Source organism: Pseudomonas kribbensis, assembly GCF_003352185.1.
Lineage (GTDB): Bacteria > Pseudomonadota > Gammaproteobacteria > Pseudomonadales > Pseudomonadaceae > Aquipseudomonas > Aquipseudomonas kribbensis.
This window is the reverse complement of the sequence record NZ_CP029608.1, coordinates 2,556,932-2,575,922: the sequence shown is the minus strand read 5'-3', so window position 1 is coordinate 2,575,922 and position 18,991 is coordinate 2,556,932. Positions and strand designations below refer to the sequence as shown.

The window sequence follows — 18,991 nt, the reverse complement described above, 5'->3', positions numbered from 1 at the left end:
ATGAACATTCTCTACGACGAACAGATCGACGGCGCCCTGCCGGACGTCGATAAAGCCGCGCTGTTGCAGGCGCTCCGCAGCCAGTGGCCGGCGCTGGAAATCCTGCATCAGCGCGAGGATCTCGCCCCGTACGAATGCGACGGTTTGTCCGCCTATCGCACCACGCCGCTGCTGGTGGTCTTGCCCCGGCATCTGGATGAGGTGCAGGGCATCTTGCGCACCTGTCATGAAATGAACGTGCCGGTGGTGGCCCGGGGTGCCGGCACCGGGTTGTCCGGCGGGGCGTTGCCGCTGGAAAAAGGCGTGCTGCTGGTGATGGCGCGCTTCAACAACATTCTGCACATCGACCCGGCCGCCCGCACCGCGCGGGTTCAGCCCGGCGTGCGCAATCTGGCGATATCTCAGGCGGCTGCCCCGTTCGGCCTGTATTACGCGCCGGATCCTTCCTCGCAGATCGCCTGTTCCATCGGCGGCAATGTCGCGGAAAACGCCGGTGGCGTGCATTGCCTCAAATACGGCCTGACCGTGCACAACCTGCTCAAGGTCGAGATCCTGACCGTCGAGGGCGAACACCTCACGCTCGGCTCCGATGCGCTCGACTCCCCCGGTTTCGACTTGCTGGCGCTGTTCACCGGGTCCGAAGGCCTGCTGGGCGTGATCACCGAAGTCACGGTCAAACTGCTGCCCAAGCCGCAGACCGCCAAAGTCTTGCTGGCCGCATTCGATTGCGTGGAAAACGCCGGCCGCGCCGTGGCTGACATCATCGCCGCCGGCATCATTCCCGGCGGTCTGGAAATGATGGACAACCTGGCCATCCGAGCCGCCGAGGATTTCATCCACGCCGGCTACCCGGTGAGCGCCGAAGCCATTTTGCTTTGTGAGCTCGATGGCGTCGAAGCCGACGTTCACGATGACTGCATCCGCGTGCGCCAGGTGCTGGAAAACGCCGGCGCCAGCGAAGTGCGCCAGGCCAGGGACGAAGCCGAGCGCGTGCGCTTCTGGGCCGGTCGCAAGAATGCCTTTCCGGCCGTGGGCCGCTTGTCGCCGGACTATTACTGCATGGACGGCACCATCCCGCGCCGTGAACTGCCGGGCGTGCTGCAAGCCATTGCGCAGATGTCCGCCGAATATGGCCTGCGGGTGGCGAACGTGTTCCATGCCGGCGACGGCAACATGCACCCGTTGATTCTGTTCGATGCCAATCAACCCGGCGAGCTGGAACGCGCCGAAACCCTGGGAGGCAAAATCCTCGAATTGTGCGTGAAGGTCGGCGGCAGCATTACCGGCGAGCACGGCGTGGGCCGGGAGAAAATCAACCAGATGTGCGCGCAGTTCAACAACGATGAGTTGACTCTTTTCCACGCCGTCAAAGCCGCGTTCGACCCCGGAGGGCTGCTTAATCCGGGCAAGAACATTCCGACCCTGCACCGCTGCGCCGAATTCGGCGCCATGCATATTCATGCCGGGCAATTGCCCTTCCCCGAGCTGGAGCGTTTTTGATGGTCCGAGAAAAGGATGTCGACGACAGCGCCACGCTGCTCGATCAGGTCAATCAGGCATTGCAGGACGCCACGCCGCTGCGGATTCAGGGCGCCAACAGCAAGGCGTTTCTGGGGCGCATCGTTGCCGGAGAAATCCTAGACACCCGCACCCATCGCGGCATCGTCAGCTATGACCCGACGGAACTGGTGATCACCGCACGCTGCGGTACACCGCTGGCCGAACTGCTGGCGGTGCTGGATGCTTCACAACAGATGCTGCCGTGCGAACCACCGGCCTTCGCCGACGATGCGACGGTAGGCGGGATGATCGCCAGCGGACTGTCCGGCCCGCGGCGGCCGTGGTCGGGGTCGGTGCGGGATTTCGTGCTGGGTACGCGGATCATCACGGGGCATGGCAAGCACCTGCGCTTTGGCGGTGAAGTCATGAAAAACGTCGCCGGTTATGACCTGTCACGGCTGATGGTTGGCAGTTACGGTTCGCTGGGAGTGATTACCGAAGTCTCGCTTAAAGTCCTGCCCAAGCCGCGTGAGAGCCTGAGCATCAGCCTGGAAATGGACAGCGAACGTGCCTTGCAGCGCCTGGCCGAATGGGGGCAGCAGCCCTTGCCGATCAGCGCAGCCTGCCACGATGGCCAGCGCCTGCACTTGCGTCTGGAAGGTGGCGGAGGCTCGGTGGCGGCAGCCCGTGATCGTCTCGGCGGCGAAATGCTTGATGGCGCTTATTGGTCAGATCTGAATGAACAGCGCCTGGATTTTTTTGATGAGGACCAGCCCCTGTGGCGCCTTTCAGTGCCGAACAACACCCCGCCGCTGACCTTGGCCGGCGCACAAATGCTCGACTGGGGCGGCGCCCAGCGTTGGCTCAAATCAGGGGCCGAGGCGGCACTGATTCGCCAGGTGGTTTCGGCTGCTGGCGGCCATGCTACCTGCTACAGCCATGGCTTGATCGACGCGCCGTTCCATCCTTTGCCGCACGCGCTCCTGCATTATCACCGTCGCCTCAAGCAGCAACTCGACCCTCAAGGCATCTTCAATCCTGGTCGCCTGTACGCGGAGCTTTGAGCCATGCAGACCTCTCTCAGCGAAAAAGCCCGACAACTGCCCCGGGCCGAAGAAGCCGAAAGCATCCTGCGCACCTGCGTGCACTGCGGTTTCTGCAACGCGACCTGCCCGACCTATCAGTTGCTCGGCGATGAACTCGATGGTCCACGGGGTCGCATCTACCTGATCAAACAGGTGCTGGAAGGCAACGAGGTCACCCGCAAGACTCAACTGCATCTGGATCGTTGCCTGTCCTGCCGCAATTGCGAAACCACCTGCCCGTCGGGGGTGGATTACCACAACCTGCTCGACATCGGCCGCGCCGTGGTGGATGCCGCCGTGCCGCGGCCCATCGGCCAACGCTTGTTGCGCGGAGGTTTGCGCGCAGTGGCGCCCGATGCTTCTTTGTTCAAGGGACTGCTCGGTGCTGGCCGGATCTTCCGTGCGCTGCTGCCCGAGACTCTGCAAACCAAACTGCCGCGCGGTACTTCTGCAATCGCACCCCGTCCGGTAGCGCGGCATGCCCGCAAGGTGCTGATGCTCGAAGGCTGCGTGCAACCGGGTTTGTCGCCCAACACCAACATCGCGGCAGCACGGGTGCTGGATCGATTGCGGATCGGCATTACTCCGGCGCTGAATGCCGGCTGCTGCGGCGCTGTGGACTATCACCTCGATGCCCAGGCCAAAGGACTTGAGCGGGCCCGCAAGAACATCGACGCCTGGTGGCCGGCCATCGAGCAAGGCGCCGAAGCCATCGTGCAGACCGCCAGCGGTTGTGGCGCGTTCATCAAGGATTACGGGCACTTGCTGTGCACTGACCCGGTCTACGCCGAGAAGGCGAAAACCGTCAGTGCGCTTGCAAAAGATCTGGTGGAGGTACTGCGCGAGGAGCCGCTCGAATCCCTGGGCATTCATGCTGATCAACGACTGGCTTTCCACTGCCCCTGCACTTTGCAACATGCACAGAAACTCGGCGGTGCGGTGGAGTCGGTGCTGACCCGGCTGGGCTTCAACCTCACGACGGTGCCGGACGCCCATCTGTGCTGCGGCTCGGCGGGCACTTATTCGATAACCCAACCGGCACTGGCCCGGCAACTGCGCGACCAGAAGCTCAATGCACTGGAAAGCGGTCATCCGGATGTCATCGCTACCGCCAATATCGGCTGCCAGACCCACCTCGACGGCGCGGGGCGCACGCCGGTCAGGCACTGGATCGAGCTGGTGGATGCCGCGATGCCCTTGGTGAGAGACGCGTAGGATTGCTGGCACTGGTCAAATGATGGGCGAAAAAAAACCGCCTTAGCGGGGCGGTTTTTCGTTAGGCCTCAGTTTGCGGCTGGGGCCTGTTTTGTCTCACGGGCAGAACTGGTGTGGGGGGATACTATTAATCTTTGGTCTTCGTTGCAACGTTATTTTGCCTGCATTGAGTGAAGTTATTCGAAGACGAGGAGATCCCTGGCAGGTGTTCACCCATCCAAAATATGCTGACAGAAATAACGAATTACAAAACATATAAAACCTTTACCCAAGATCTTCGAAATCACGCCAAAAGACAGGTTAATATGCCGACGCTCACTCGCCAGTGCATCCGTGAGGTATGGCTGGAACCATAACGGTTTCATGCCCTTCGACACGGTTTTGCACCCGTGCCGGAATGAAGGCTCGGGGGGATCACAACCGGCCGCCTCACGGGCTGAACTGGTGTTCATGTCCGAAGGCACACATGGTCCGGTAAGTGCGCTGGAGGTCTGGCCCCCGACCTGGAGGCCAAAACGTATGAAGCTTTTGCTGCGTACGCTGAGCCTCGTATGGAGATCGTTTCAAGCGTTTCGCTTTTACGAGTTCCTGCGAGACCACTTTGACAACCTGAAGTAACGGTTGTCGATGCGGGAAAAAGCCCGTTTTGGCTTCGGCTGAAACGGGCTTTTTTTGCTCTTTAAAACTGTCACTTGTAGGAATTTTTATAAAATTGATCCTGTTCGGCTGTAAGGCATTTCTCTGACACCTGTCATCCCGACATCCTCCTCACCGTCAGTTATGAGCTAATAGCACCTTCATTAAACCGTCGCTGAAACGTTGTACTAGGATAGGATCCAATTTCCTGATTCGCTGTCGCCGGGCATGGAGCTGTTTTCCGGTGGTTCAGGAACACGAGTACCACACTGCAACTCATGGATGAACGACATGAACTCACAGCTGTTTCCTCACATTGGCAAGGTCATCGCCAGCACTGGCAGCCGACATTTCCCACGGATGCTGCATGACCTGATCCTGACCCAACTGGCGGTTGACGCCACGCATATCCGGCAGATGCGCGTGGAACCGGTCGGACGCACGCAACCGCGCGGCGAACCCGAATGCATCAAGGAAGCGCCACTGCCGGCTGAAACGGTGTATTCCGAACTGAGCACCCTGCCGAGTGCCAATGATTTGCCCGCTCCCGAACCCTCGACGGTCACCGACGCCTCGCAATTGCACCTGACCCGGCGCAAGGACGGTTATCGCTATGTGATCTCGGTCTACCGTTGCGGCCCGGCAAAACGCTTCTCCGCTCACGAGCGCAGCTTGTTGCAGGACATTTCCCCAGTCCTGCTGCCGATGGTGGAAAAACACATCAGCGCCCTGCAACCGGCGAACACTGACGCCCAGGGGCAACCCCAGGAACAATCGGATTCCACCCTGCTGGGCCTGGAAACCCTGCGCCTGCGCTTTTGCGAACGGGTGGAGCAATTGGGGTTGAGCCTGTCGAACCGCGAAATGGAAGTGTGTGTCGGTCTGCTGGCCGGGCGCACCGCGCCTGAACTGGCCGAACAGTTGCAACTGAAGGTCAACACCGTCGAAAGCTACCTCAAACGCGCAGCCATCAAACTGGGCATCAGCGGCCGTCACTCGCTGATGCGCTGGATGTATTCGCCGAAGGACTGCCCGGCAGCCTGCGGCCCTTCGAACGCAGCCTGAAGGCTCACACACCTCTGACGAAACCGCCCTCCTGCAAAGGACGGCGGTTTTTTCGTGCCCTCATCAATCCCGGGCCAGCGCCTCAATCGGATCGAGCCGCGACGCATTGCGTGCCGGCACAAAGCCGAACACGATGCCGATCAGGGTCGAGCAGATCACGGCAGTCAGTACCGAGGTCAGCGAGAACACCATTTCCCATTCCTTGATGAACAACGAGAACAGGTGGCCGATTGCATAACTCAACGAGATACCGATAGCGCCACCGAGCAGGCAGACCATCACCGCCTCCACCAGAAACTGCTGGCGGATGTCCGACTGCCGCGCCCCGACCGCCATGCGGATGCCGATCTCACGGGTACGCTCGGTGACCGACACCAGCATGATGTTCATCACGCCGATACCGCCCACCACCAGCGAAATCACCGCAATCAGCGACAGCAACAGCGCCAGTGAGCGGCTGGTTTTCTGAACGGTCTGCATCACGCTGTCGAGGTTGTTGGTGAAGAAATCCTTGGTGCCGTGGCGCTGCAGCATCAGTTTGTTGACGTTGTCTTCCACCACTTTGCTCGGCTGACCGTCCTTGATCCGCACACTGATGCTGTCCAGATAGCGCTGGCCCAACAGCCGCCCGGCGGCGGTTTCATAAGGCACCCAGACGTTGAGCGACTTGCTCGACGAGAAGATGTTCTTGTTCTCCGCCGCCACACCGATCACGGTGCACGGCAGATTGCCGATCAGGATCACCTGCCCCAATGGATCGACGCCCTCGCCGAACAACCGATGGCGGGTGTTGTGATCGATCACCACCACCTGCGCTTGGCGCCTGGCATCGCTTTCACTGAACGGGATGCCTGACTCCATCTTGATTCCGCGCACCTGGAAATACAGATCGCTGACGCCGTTGACCTGCGCATCGAGGTCGATGTTGCGATAGCGCAGCAACAGATTGCGCCCGACCACCGGTGTAGCGCTGTCGACGTAGTAGAGCTGATTGAGAGCGGTCACATCCGCCGGCACCAGGGTTTCGATGGCTGCCGAGCGACTGTCGCCGAAACTGGTGCCGGAATAGATATCGATGGTGTTGCTGCCGATGGCCTGAATGTCCTTGAGTACGTAGCGCTTGGCCCCTTCGCCGATGGCCGAGATCGACACCACCGAGGTGATGCCGATAACGATCCCGAGCATGGTCAGCAAGGTGCGCATCCGATGGGAGATCAGCGCCACCCAGGCCATGTTGAACGCTTCCTTGAACAGGCCGAAGCTGGCCACCAGACGTCGTGCCGCACCGGATTTGCGCGACACGGCGTCTTCGTTGGCCAGTGCCGTGGTGTCGCGCTCATTGCGGCGGTCGCTGAGGATTTCGCCGTCGCTGACTTCGATGATGCGTTCAGCGTTGGCGGCGACCTTGGGGTCGTGGGTCACCAGGATCACCGTGTGCCCGGCGGCGTGCAGCTCCAGCAGAATGCGCATCACCTCCTTGCCGCTGGTGGTGTCGAGGGCGCCGGTGGGCTCGTCGGCGAGGATCACTTCACCGCCGTTCATCAAGGCCCGGGCGATACTCACCCGCTGCTGCTGGCCACCCGACAGCTGGCTGGGGCGGTGCGTCAGGTGCCCTTCCAGCCCCAGGCGCGCCAACAGTTCACGGGCCCGGGCGTGGCGTTGCGGTTCTGGCGTGCCGGCGTAGATCGCCGGCATCTCGACGTTGTGCATCGCGCTCAGATGCGGCAGCAAGTGATAGCGCTGGAAGATGAAGCCGAAATAGTCGCGGCGCAGTTCGGCCAGCGCCTGATTGTCCAGATCCCGGGTTTCCCGGCCGTTGATCTTGTAGCTGCCGGCCGTGGCGTAGTCGAGGCAGCCGAGGATGTTCATCAGGGTCGATTTGCCGGAACCCGAAGCGCCGATGATCGCCACCATTTCCCCGGCATGGATCGTCAGGTCGATATTCTTCAGCGCCAGAAACTCACGGTCGCCAGCGGTGAAACTGCGGCTGATGCCGCTCAGTTGCAGCAGAGGTTCGGTCATGCTCATGCCCCTGCCACTTTCGCCACTGGATCACCGATCACCACCCGGTCGCCTTCGGCCAGACCGTCGTTGACCTGCACCTTGACGTTGTTGTTGATCCCGGTCTGCACATTGCGCGACTGCGCCTGGCCCTTGGCGTCCAGCACCCGCACCGGGAAGCTGCCATCGTTGTTGCGCGGACCGAGTGCCGCCACCGGAATCGTCAGCACCGACTTGGCGGTGTCGAGCACCACGCGTACCTGCGCCGTCATGGAAATACGCAGGCGATGATCCGGGTTCGGCACCTCGAACAGCGCGTTGTAGAACACCGCCGTGTTCTGCTTCGGTGTCCCGGCAGGCGGCGCTTCAAGGAAGTTCTGCGGCGCAGGGTCAGTGCCGCGCAGCTTGCCGTAGTAACGCTTGTCCTCACCCAGAATGGTGAAATACACCTCCTGCCCCGGCGCGATGTGGATGACGTCCGCCTCCGACACCTGAGCCTTGACGGTCATGGTGTCCAGATCCGCCAGCTTCAGCAGGATCGGCGCCAGTTGGTTGGCGATCACGGTCTGGCCTTCCTGGGTGACGATGCCCACCACGTCGCCGTCGATGGGCGCGACGATCCGCGTGTAGGCCAGATTGACCTTGGCGGTGTCGATCTGAATATGCGCGCTCTTGATTTGCGCATCCAGCGACAACAGATTGGCCTGTTGCACCTCGTAGTTCGATTGCGCGGTTTCGAAATCCTGCCGCGAGATCGAGGCATCTTCCTGCAGGTTCTGATAGCGCTCGTAGATTGCCTTGGTCTGGCGCAATTGAGCCTGAGTCGCCCGGCGCTGGGCTTGCAGGTTTTCCTCGTCGACCTGCGCCTGACGCAAGGTGTTCTGCAGCACCAGCGGGTCGATTTCCGCCAGCCACTGGCCCTTCTTGACCTTGTCGCCGACCTTGACCTTCAGCGACTTCAACTGCCCCGAGACCTGGGCACCGACGTCCACCTGCTTGATGCCTTCCAGCAATCCGGTGGCCAGCACCGCGTTTTCAATGTCACCGCGTTCAACCGTGGCGGTCAGGTATTGCGGTGCTTCGGCCGGTGCCTGCACCGTGTAGAACACCAACCCGGCCACCAGCGTCAACGCGATTCCCAGACCGACTTTGCGCAACTTCGACTGTTCCATAAATGACCACAATTCCGTTCAGGGTTGAGCCCGGCCAGCGGCCGGGTTCCAGGATAAAAACTTCAATCAGGACAACACTTGACCCGCCGCCACCGTCAGCCCGTCATGCCACCACGCCGCGAGACTGAAGACGTTGGGCGCCTTGAGGATCGTGAAGTGGTTGCCGGGGCCGTACCACACCGCCAGATCCCGGGCCTCGCGCTGCCAGCCTTCGAGCATCGCTGCCTGCTCGCGCTGGTTGCCCGAGGCGTCCAGTGTCGGATCGTCCACCAGCGCCAGACGCACTGGTCCGGTATAGGCCAACGCCGGCTGATAGACCGTGCGCAGCGCCGTGGCGAACGTGCGCACCGGGCCCTGCATCGCGTCAGCTGACGAGCGTTCGGACAGCACACCGGCATGCACCATGCCGTCATGCAGCAAGCGCATTTGCGTAGCGTCATCGGCTTCAGCGAACGCCAGTGCATCGATCGCCAAAGACTTGCCGCTGGACAGTTGCAGCGACTCGATCAGCCGCAACAACGCCGCCGTCGTGGTGTACGGTTTGCCCACGACGCTGTTGCCACCCGGCGATTCGCTGTCGATCAGGGTCAGGGACGCCACCTCGCGCCCAGCAGCCTGCAACTGCGCCGCCATGGCGTAGGCCACCCAGCCACCGAACGAATGCCCGATCAGATGCACCGGTCCTTGCGGATACAACTGCTCAAGTGCCCGCAGGTAGAACGTGGCGGCGCTTTCGACCCGGCTGTGCGGCACGGTTGCGCCGTCGAGGCCTCGGGGCTGCAAGCCGTAAATCGGCCACTCCGGCCCCAGCGCCTCGGTCAGGTGGATGAACCCGGTGACACTGTCACCCGCCCCCGGCACACAGAAAATCGGCGCATGCCCGGCGTGACCGGTCTGGATCGTCAACAGCGGCTGATACGCCCGGGATTCGATCACTGCCGAGGCCTGAATTGCCTGACCGAGCGCCTGACCAAGCACCTGCACATGCGGCGTCTGCATCATGCTCTGGTGATCGCCCGGCACGTCGATGCAGTGCAACAGCGTGGCCGGCACTTCATCCGACCAGCCCAGGGTCGGGTGCCGTCGGGACAGCTCTGTCGGATGCTCTTGAGCCCGGAACAGATGCAACGGCAAGCCCAACGGATTGATCCGGTAATGCGCCAGCGCATGCCCGTGGGCGACTTCGCGGTCGAGGTAATGCCAAAGGTCTTGCGGCGCGGCGGCGGCCATCTCCGGATGCAGCAATTGCTCGTCCCGGCAGCGCTGCAACAGCGGCTGGAAGTCGATCTGTTCCAGTTCGGTCTGCAACAGCGCCAGATGCGCCAGTGCGGCTTGCCCCGCGGCGCCAAGAGAAGCCCGGTACATCGTGCAGTGCTGCAGCAACTGGCGCTTGTGCGCATGCTCGTCGCTCCAGCGCGCCTTGCCCTGATCGGTCAGGCGCGGCACGAAACTGTCGATCAGGCCGACGAACGCCACCGACTCATCCATGCCAAGCAACTGCATCGCCACTTCATAGGCCAGCACCCCGCCGAACGACCAACCGGCCAGGCGATAAGGCCCGTGCGGCTGCACCGAACGGATGATCTCCACCATGCGCGCCGCCAGGCATTCCATGGTGCGCAGCGGTGACTGGCCGAACGGTATGCCCGGCAGGCCGTAGATCGGGAAATCGCCCTCGATGTGCAGGCCCAGCGCCGGGAAGTACGCGTCCATCCCGCTGAACTCATGCATCAGGAACAGCGGCGTGCCTGCACCACCGGCACGCACCACGACCAGCCCGTCATCCTGTTGTTCTGCACCGGTGCGCTGGCAGAGCAACGTGCCGAGCGACTCGATGCTGGCGTGCTGGAACAGCTCGGCCAGCGTCACTTCCAGGCCGTTCTGCTGCATCAGGTTGACCAGACGAATCGCCAGCAACGAATGGCCGCCCAGTTCGAAGAAGTTGTCGTGACGACCCACCTGCTCGACCTGCAACACCTCGGCCCACAACTGCGCCAAAGTTTCTTCCAGCGGATTGGCCGGGGCTTCATAGGCGCGGCTGAGTAGCGCGTCCTGCGCCGGGATCGGCAACGCCTTGCGGTCCACCTTGCCGTTGTTGTTCAGCGGCAACGCGTCGAGTTGTACCCAGGCCGAGGGCACCATGTATTCCGGCAGGCGCGCCTGCAATTGGCTGCGTAAAGTAGTGCTGTCGACGCCCTCATCGGCTGTGAAATACGCCACCAGACGCAGCGGTTCCTGGCCGTCCTGACGGGCCAGCACGATGACTTCCCTGACTCCTTCGCAATTCAGCAGGCGGTTTTCGATTTCTCCCAGTTCGATGCGGAAACCACGGATTTTCACCTGATCGTCGTTGCGACCGATGCATTCCAGTTGCCCCGGTGCCAACCAGCGCGCGAGGTCGCCGGTGCGGTACAGCAGCGCCCCCGGCTGATCGCCGAACGGGTCTTGCAGGAATTTCTCGGCGGTCAGGTCCGGGCGATTCAAATAGCCCAGCGCCACGCCCTGGCCGCCGATGTACAGCTCGCCGGTTACACCCATCGGCACCGGTTGCTGACGGGCGTCGAGCAAGTAGACCTGGGTGTTGGAAATCGGCCCGCCAATCGGCACGCTGTCGGCGGTTTCCGCCACTTCGCGCACTTCAAACGTCGTGGCGTAAGTGGTGGTTTCGGTCGGGCCGTAGCAGTGGACGATGCGCAGGTCCGGCGCCTCGGCCAGCAAGCGGCGGAAGGCCGCTGGATCGGCACGCTCACCACCGCACAACACCATGCGCAGACCTTTCAGTGCCTCGGGGATCAACTGCACGTACTGGTTGAACAGCGCGGTGGTGACGAACAGGATCGTGGCACCGGTGTTGGCCAGTTCACGTCCGAAGGCTTGCGGATCAAGCAAGGTCGCATGATCGATGACTACCACTCGACCGCCATTGAGCAGCGGTCCCCAGACATCCATCGTGCTGGCGTCGAACGCCGGGTTGGAAGCGAATGCCACGCGATCCTGCGGGTTGAAATCGGCATAGCCGTTGTTGATCACCAGCCGCCCAATCGCCCGGTGCGGCACCATCACACCCTTCGGTGTGCCGGTGGAACCGGAGGTGTACATGATGTAGGCCAGGGACTCGGAAGACTGCGGCAAATCCGGGTTGTGAACCGGTTGTGCGTCCAACGACAGCAAATCCAGATCAATCCGGCGCACAGCGTAATCAGTCGCCTCAGTGCTCAAGGTCAGCAGCGCTTTCGCCCCGCAGTCCTCAACCATGAACGCCTGACGTTCAGCCGGCGCATTGATGTCCAGCGGCACATAAGCCGCCGCACATTTGCCGATGGCCAGTTGTGCGATCAACAGATCCAGCGAACGCGGCAACAGGATCGCCACATGGTTGCCCGGTTGCACACCATGTCCGATCAAGTAATGGGCCAGGCGATTGGCCCGTTGATTCAACTCTTCATAAGTCAACGCCGCGCGGCCATGTACCGCCGCGACCGCTTGCGAGTGCTTCATCACCTGCTGTTCGAACAGACGATGAACCGTCAACGTTGCCGGGTAATCCCGTTGAGTGGCGTTGAACTCGACCAGCAATTGCCGCCGCTCATCCCGCGGCAGGATCGACAACTGGTCGATGCCCAGTTGCGGCGTGCGCTCCAGCGCCTGCAACAAGCTCTCGACCGCAAGATCCATGTAGTCGCAGATCCGACCGGCGTCGATCCCGGCCATGGTCAACGCGGTCAGGCTGAAGTCTTCGCCCAAATCATCGACGCTCAGGCTCAGGCGGTAGTTGCTGTGTTCTTCGGCATCGAGCAACTGCATGCCCTGCCATGCCGCCACGACTTCGTCGGACGGCGTGCCCCCGCCACCACTGTGGCGGTAATTGAACAAGGCATTGAACAGCGGCACCCCCGGCGCCATGGCGCTGCAACGTTGTACCAGCGCCAGCGGCGCGTGTTCGTGATGCAGCAATCGGTTCAAGCGCTGATGGGTCGCCAACGCGGCTTCTTTCACCGTTTGCCCGTCCAGATCGATGCGCAGCGGTAAGGTGTTGATGAACACGCCCAGCGCCCGCTCGGCACCTTCACCACCGTGCAAGCGGCCGAGCATCACCGTGCCGAACACCACGTTTTCACGCCCCGACAGTTGCCCCAGCACGCTGGCCCAGGCCAGGTGCATCAGGCTGGCAGCGCTGATGCCCAGACGCCTGGCCTTGGCCCTGACCCGCTGGCTCAGCGCGGTGCTCAGCAGCCACTGCGCATGCCCGTTGCCGCCGTCCGCCACATTGCCCTGGCCATACGGCAGGGTCGGCTCGTCGATATCGCCGAGCATTTCACGGAAGAACGTCTCATGCTCCTCCTCGCTCAGCCCCGAGCGAGTGCGGGCGACATAGGTGCGATACGGCACCGGTTCGGCCAGCTGTCGCACCTGGCCGAGCAGGACCGACTGCATCTCGTGGCGAAGCACCTCCAGTGCAATGTGGTCCATGACCAGGTGATGGAACAGCAGCAGCGCCACCACACGCCGATTGACCGCGTCCCAGCTGTGCACCACGCGCATCAGCGGCGCCTGAGTGACGGCCATGCGGTAGTGCCGGGTATCGAACCGGTTGCGCAACTGGCTCAATGCATCCGTTTCACTCTCGTCCAGCTCCACCGTTTCACACACCAGCGACGCCTGACGCCAGACCACTTGCACCGGTTCCTCCAGCCCGTCCCAGAACAGCGACGTACGCAGGATGTCATGGCGTTCGATCACGGCCTGCAAGGCTTCGGCGAACACCCGCAGACGGGATTCATCGGCAAACGCGAACTGCGCCTGCAACACATACGGATCGCCCTGAGGTGCCGACAAGTGATGGAACAGGATTCCGGCCTGCAACGGCGCCAGCGGGTAAATGTCCTGCACGTTCGCGGCGCCGCCGGGAATGCTGGCGACGATGCGGTCGATGGCGGGCTGATCCAGTGCAACCAGCGGCAGCATGTCAGGGGTGATATGTTTGCAGTCCGGCGCAATCCGGTTGGCCGGGATTTCGGCCTCCGTCTCATCGCCGACCGCAGCGGCCAGAGCGGCGAGCGTCGGCTGGCTGAACAGCACACGCACATCGGCCGTCAGCCCGACATGGCGCATCCGCGCCACCAGATTGACCGCCATTAGCGAATGTCCGCCCAGTTCAAAAAAGTTGTCGTGGCGCCCTACCCGTTCCACGTTGAGCAGTTCGGCCCAGAGTCCGGCCAGCAGGATTTCCACCTCGCCGACCGGCGCTTCGTACTCGCGAGTGATGACCGAGGCCTGATCCGGCACCGGCAAGGCCTTGCGGTCGAGCTTGCCGTTGGGGCTCAGAGGCAATGCATCGAGGTGCACGAACACCGCCGGCACCATGTAATCCGGCAGGTGCTCTAGCAGGTGACCGCGCAGCACATCAATTTCCAGCCGGGCGCCGGTGTAATAAGCGACCAGGCGTTTGTCCCCCGGCACGTCTTCGCGAGCCAGCACCGCCGCTTCCTGCACGCCGCCGATGTCGGTCAGGCGGGACTGGATTTCACCCAGTTCGATGCGCAGGCCACGGATTTTGACCTGATCGTCGTTGCGGCCGAGGTATTCGATGTTGCCGTCGGCCAGATAGCGAGCGATGTCACCGGTGCGGTACAGGCGGCCGTTGGGCTGGAACGGGTCGTTGAGGAACCGCTCGGCGCTCAATTCAGGACGGTTCAGATAACCGCGCGCCACTTGCACACCACCGATGTACAGCTCGCCGACCACGCCTTGCGGCACCGGTTGTTGCTGGGCATCGAGGATGTACATGCGGGTGTTGGCGATCGGTTTGCCGATTGGCGTGTTGTCCGGGGTTTGCTCCAGCGGACCAGAGCAATCCCAGGCCGTAACGTCCACCGCCGCTTCGGTCGGACCGTAGAGGTTGTGCAAACCACTGCCCGGCAATTGCTGCTTGAAGCGCCGCACCAGACTGCCCGGCAGCGCTTCGCCGCTGCACATCACCTGACGCAAGCCATGACAACGTGCTGTTTCGCCATGGGCGAGGAACACGTCGAGCATCGACGGCACGAAGTGCAGCGTGGTGATGCGTTCGCGTTCGATCACTTCGCTCAGGTACAGCGGATCCTTGTGACCGCCGGGACGGGCCATCACCAACCGGGCGCCGGTCATCAGAGGCCAGAAGAATTCCCACACCGACACGTCGAAGCTGAACGGGGTTTTCTGCAGCACTGAATCTTCAGCCGTCAGACGATAAGCGTCCTGCATCCACAGCAAGCGGTTAACCACACCTGAATGCTCGTTGATCACGCCTTTCGGCTGACCGGTGGAGCCCGAGGTGTAGATCACATACGCCGTGTGTTGCGGGGTCAGTCCATCGACCGACGGGTTATCGGCCGACAACGATTGCCAGGTGTCGTGATCCAGATCGACCACTGGCACCGCGACCTCACCCAACAACCCGCGAGTCGAACCTTGCACCAACACCGCCAACGGCACACTGTCCTCCAGCATGTAGGCCAGCCGTTCCAGCGGATACGCCGGATCCAGCGGCACATAACCGCCGCCGGCCTTCAGAATCGCCAGCAGCCCGACCACCATCTCCAGCCCACGCTCGACGCAGATCGCTACCCGCGCATCGGGGCCAACGCCCAGCGCGCGCAAGTGATGGGCCAAGCGATTGGCCCGAGCATTCAGCTCGGCATAACTCAGTCGCTGCTCCCCGGAAAGCACCGCCACAGCCTGCGGCGACCGCGCGACCTGCGCCTCGAACAGACCGTGAATGCTTTGCTGAAGGTTGTAATCAACGTCAGTGGCATTGAAGCCGTGCAGCAAATGCCGACGCTCCTCCTCCGCCAGCACATCGACCTGCTCCAGCAACGCCTGATCATTGCTGACCATGGCCTGCAGCAATTGCTGCAAGTAACCGGCATAGCGTTGAACCGTCGATTCATCGAACAGCGCCGTGGCGTATTCCAGTGAACCCCGGATCACGCCCTGGGCCTCGCCCAACGTCAACGACAGATCGAACTTGGCGAAGTGACTCGGCTCGGCCACGCCCTCAAGTGTCAGATCGCCGAGAGCCAGGGTCGCGCCGCTGCCGCTGTCCCAGCTCAACAGCGTCTGGAACAACGGGCTGTGGGACAGGCTGCGCACCGGCCGGGTGATTTCCACCACTTGTTCGAACGGCAGATCCTGATGGGCCTGCGCCTCAAGGGTGCGGGCCTTGACCCGGGCCAGCAACGCCTCGACGGTGAGCGCGCCCGAAGTATCGATGCGCACGGCCAGCGTGTTGACGAATAGTCCGATCAACCCCTCGATTTCCGCCCGGTTACGGTTGGCGACCGGCGAGCCGATCACCACATCCGACTGCCCGGACAAGCGACCGAGCAACATCGCCCAGGCGCTCATCACCGCCATGTAGGGCGTCACGCCGTGGCGTTGGCACAGCGCCTTGAGGCCTGCGCTCAAACGCTCATCCAGCCGGATGTCGACACTGCTGCCGGCGTAATCCTGCAAGGCCGGGCGTGGACGGTCGGTCGGCAGCATCAGCAAGGCCGGCGCACCGGCCAGGGTTTGCTGCCAGTAATCACTCTGACGCTGCAAGACTTCGCCGCTCAACCAGCGGCGCTGCCACACGGCGTAGTCGCTGTACTGCAACGCCAGCGGCGGCAGCGGATCGGCCTCGCCGTGGCTGAACGCCTGGTACAGCGCCATCAGCTCGCGGGTCAACACGCCCATCGACCAGCCATCGGAGACGATGTGGTGCAGGGTCAGCAGCAACACATGATGATCATCGGCCAGTCGCACCAGGCGCCCGCGAATCAGCGGATCATCCTGCAAATCGAACGGCCCCGAGGCTTCACCCTGAATCAGCGCGAGCAAGGCGTCGTCGGCCTGCGGGTGCCGGCGCAAGTCTTCGACCCGCAGCAGCACAGCGCTGTCGGGCGGCGCGATCAACACCTGGGCTTCTTCGTTGAACTGGGCGAAGCGACTGCGCAGGGTTTCGTGACGCTCGACGATCCGCGCCAATGCCCGTTGCAGGGCCGCTTCGTCGAGGCGACCGCGCAGGCGCAGGCCGAGGGGAATGTTGTAGGCGGTGTTTGCGCCTTCCAGTTGCGCCATGAACCACAACCGTTGCTGGGCAAACGACAACGGCAGCGTGCCGTCACGCGGCGCCGGCATGATCGCCGGTTGCGTGCAGCGTCCGGCCCGGGCCAGCACCTCGGCGACAGCGGCGAGTTCGGCATTGGCGAACAACTCGGCGAGGGTCAGCTCCACCCCCAGCCGCTGGCGCACCTGAGACAGCATGCGCATCGCCAGCAGCGAGTGGCCGCCCAGTTCAAAGAAATGATCCTGACGCCCGACCTGCTCGACCTGCAGCACCTCGGCCCAGATCTGCGCCAGGGTAGTTTCCAGTTCACCTTGCGGTGCCTGATAGTCGCGGGTGAACAAGGCGCTGCGATCCGGCACCGGCAAGGCCTTGCGATCGACTTTGCCGTTGGCGGTCAGCGGCAGCGCGTCGAGTCTGACGAAGGCCGCCGGCACCATATATTCCGGCAGTTGACCGAGCAGATGCGCCCTCAGGTCGGACACCGCCAGCGCTTCGCCCTGCACCTGTTCAGTGAAATACGCCACCAGTCGCACCTGCCCGGGTTCGTCTTCACGGGCCACCAGCACCGCTTCCTGGATGCCGGGCAACTGATTCAGGCGAGTTTCGATTTCGCCCAGTTCGACCCGCACGCCACGGATTTTCACCTGATCGTCGTTGCGCCCCAGGTACTCGATGGAGCCGTCGGCGCGCCAGCGCGCAAGGTCGCCGGTGCGGTACATCCGGCCGTGGTTGAACGGGTCGCGCAGGAAACGTTCTTCGGTCAGATCCGGACGATTGAGGTAACCCCGAGCCACACCGGCGCCACCCACATACAGCTCTCCGGCCACGCCAACCGGCACCGGACGCTGCTGTTCATCGAGCAGGTACACCGTCGCGTTGGCGATCGGTTTGCCGATGTGCAGCGCCTGCCCCGCCTCGACGATGCCCGAGGTGGCAACCACGGTAGCCTCGGTCGGGCCGTAGTTGTTGACCACATCAAAGGACTGCTGACGGTTGAACTGACGCAGACGGTCGCCGCCAATCAGCAGTGTGCGCAGGGTCGGGTGTTCGAGGTTCTGGCTGAACGCATATTCGGCCACCGGGGTCGGCAGGAAGCTCACGTCCAGCGGTTGCGCGCGCCACCAGTCGAGCAACGCGTCCACGTCTTCGCTGCCGTCGCGGGCCGGCGCCAGGTGCAGGGTCGCGCCGGCGCACAGGGCTGGCCAGACTTCCCAGGCCATGGCGTCGAAGCCGAAACCGGCGAGGCTCGACGTGTGACGCCCAGCGCACAGGTCGAACGCCTTGCAGTGCCAGTCGACGAGGTTGCTCAAGGTGTGGTGTTCGACCATCACGCCCTTGGGCAGGCCGGTGGAGCCCGAGGTGTAAATGACATAGGCCAGGTGTTCGCGGGTCATGCCCGGCACCTGTGGATTGCCGGTCTCGGTGTCCGACCAGGCCTGCAAATCGAGGTCGATCACCGGCACGTCCAGCGCCGGCAGTCGTCCACGCAAATCACTCAGACAGAGCACCGCCACCGGCGCACTGTCGCTCAACAGATAATTCAGACGCTCCGCCGGATGCGCCGGATCCACCGGCACATAACCGGCTCCGGCCTTGAGAATGGCCACCAGCCCGACCAACGTATCCAGCCCGCGCCGGGCGACGATGGCCACGCGATCATCAGGACGAACGCCCAGCCCGATCAGGTGATGAGCCAAGGTGTTAGCCTGCCGGTTCAGCTCGGCAAAGCTCAACGCCTGCCCCTGACAGACCGCCACGACCGCTTCGGGTCGCTCGATTACTTGTGCCTCGAATCGCTGCGCAATGGTCAGCCCCGACACAAACTCCGCATGGGTGTCGTTGAACGCAACCAGCAACTGTTCACGCTCGTGAGCCTGCACCATATCGAGCTGCTCCAGCTGCGCCTGATCGTTGGCAACCATCGCATGCAGCAACTGCTCGAAGTAGCCGACATAACGCTGGATCGTCGACTCATCGAACAGCGCCGTGGCGTATTCCAGCACGCCGCGAATGCCATCGCGGGTTTCGCCCAACGTCAGCGACAGGTCGAACTTGGCGAAGCGGGTCGGACCGGCCACGTTTTCCAGCGCCATCGCCCCCAGTTCCAGCGCCGGCCCGACGCTGTTTTCCCAGCTCAACGTGGTCTGGAACAACGGACTGTGGGACAGGCTGCGCGCCGGCCGGGTGACTTCCACCACCTGCTCGAACGGCAGGTCCTGATGGGCCTG

Annotated in this window: 7 protein-coding genes (1 of these 7 only partly in view); 4 read left to right on the top strand and 3 right to left on the bottom strand. The window is 62.7% G+C overall.

Going from position 1 to position 18,991, the window contains the following annotated elements:
* From glcD to DLD99_RS11760, 4 genes are all read left to right on the top strand, one after another.
* Window positions 1–1,500 carry a glycolate oxidase subunit GlcD gene (gene glcD, locus DLD99_RS11775; protein ID WP_114882311.1) on the top strand — a complete coding sequence of 500 codons (1,500 nt, stop codon included), beginning with the start codon at window positions 1–3 and terminating at the stop codon, window positions 1,498–1,500.
* Entirely contained in the window at window positions 1,500–2,564 is a 1,065-nt protein-coding gene (gene glcE / locus DLD99_RS11770) for a glycolate oxidase subunit GlcE (protein WP_114882310.1), read from the top strand. The genes glcD and glcE overlap by 1 nt, the downstream gene beginning before the upstream one ends.
* Window positions 2,565–2,567: 3 nt before the next feature.
* Window positions 2,568–3,800, top strand: a complete 1,233-nt coding sequence (glcF, locus tag DLD99_RS11765) for a glycolate oxidase subunit GlcF (protein ID WP_114882309.1) — start codon at window positions 2,568–2,570, stop codon at window positions 3,798–3,800.
* 927 nt (window positions 3,801–4,727) lie between these two features.
* Window positions 4,728–5,501 (top strand): helix-turn-helix transcriptional regulator, encoded by a 774-nt coding sequence (locus DLD99_RS11760; protein ID WP_114886651.1) that lies wholly within the window; start codon window positions 4,728–4,730, stop codon window positions 5,499–5,501.
* A 63-nt stretch (window positions 5,502–5,564) separates the two neighbouring features.
* On the opposite strand, the gene DLD99_RS11755 is transcribed toward DLD99_RS11760, so the two are convergent.
* The 3 genes from DLD99_RS11755 to DLD99_RS11745 all read right to left on the bottom strand — a co-directional run.
* Complete coding sequence (locus DLD99_RS11755; protein WP_114882308.1) at window positions 5,565–7,523, bottom strand: MacB family efflux pump subunit; 1,959 nt, start codon at window positions 7,521–7,523, stop codon at window positions 5,565–5,567.
* A 2-nt stretch (window positions 7,524–7,525) separates the two neighbouring features.
* A complete protein-coding gene (macA, locus tag DLD99_RS11750) occupies window positions 7,526–8,674 on the bottom strand; it encodes a macrolide transporter subunit MacA (protein ID WP_085708569.1) in 1,149 nt (382 codons plus the stop codon).
* 66 nt (window positions 8,675–8,740) lie between these two features.
* On the bottom strand, window positions 8,741–18,991 hold the 3' portion of the coding sequence (locus DLD99_RS11745; protein WP_114882307.1) for a non-ribosomal peptide synthetase. 4,398 nt of this gene lie beyond the right edge of the window; only the last 10,251 of its 14,649 coding nucleotides appear in the window; its start codon lies beyond the right edge, outside the window; the stop codon is at window positions 8,741–8,743.

Excerpts from the sequence above, each read along its gene's own strand:
- DLD99_RS11755 (WP_114882308.1), bottom strand. The coding sequence starts at position 7,523 with ATGACCGAACCTCTGCTGCAACTGAGCGGCATCAGCCGCAGTTTCACC.
- glcD (WP_114882311.1), top strand. The coding sequence starts at position 1 with ATGAACATTCTCTACGACGAACAGATCGACGGCGCCCTGCCGGACGTC.
- glcF (WP_114882309.1), top strand. The coding sequence starts at position 2,568 with ATGCAGACCTCTCTCAGCGAAAAAGCCCGACAACTGCCCCGGGCCGAA.
- glcE (WP_114882310.1), top strand. The coding sequence starts at position 1,500 with ATGGTCCGAGAAAAGGATGTCGACGACAGCGCCACGCTGCTCGATCAG.
- macA (WP_085708569.1), bottom strand. The coding sequence starts at position 8,674 with ATGGAACAGTCGAAGTTGCGCAAAGTCGGTCTGGGAATCGCGTTGACG.
- DLD99_RS11760 (WP_114886651.1), top strand. The coding sequence starts at position 4,728 with ATGAACTCACAGCTGTTTCCTCACATTGGCAAGGTCATCGCCAGCACT.